The organism is Leifsonia sp. SIMBA_070 (assembly GCF_046534635.1).
Lineage (GTDB): Bacteria > Actinomycetota > Actinomycetes > Actinomycetales > Microbacteriaceae > Leifsonia.
In genome coordinates this window covers 1-237 of the sequence record NZ_JAWRYK010000922.1, presented here as the reverse complement: position 1 = coordinate 237, position 237 = coordinate 1, and the positions used below count along the sequence as shown (strand labels likewise).

At 65.0% G+C, this 237-nt stretch carries 1 pseudogene; it reads right to left on the bottom strand.

From position 1 onward, the window contains the following. Positions 1 to 237: pseudogene (locus tag SB754_RS22890) on the bottom strand (hypothetical protein); the annotation flags it as partial.

Sequence of the window (237 nt, the reverse complement as noted above, 5' to 3'; positions counted from 1 at the left end):
ATCGGCGTCCCGGCTCAGTACGGTCACCGAGTTTCCCGGTCCGAACGTCACTCCGGCGCTCTCGGGGAGGGACTCGAACGACGACGGCGGCACGTCGGTGCGGAAGGACACCTTGCTCACTGACACATGGCTGCGGATGTCGTCCACAGTCCCGTCAGCAACGATGGAGCCGGAATTCAGGACCACCACCCGCCCGGACAGTGCCTGGATCTCCTCGAGGTAGTGGCTGGTGACCAG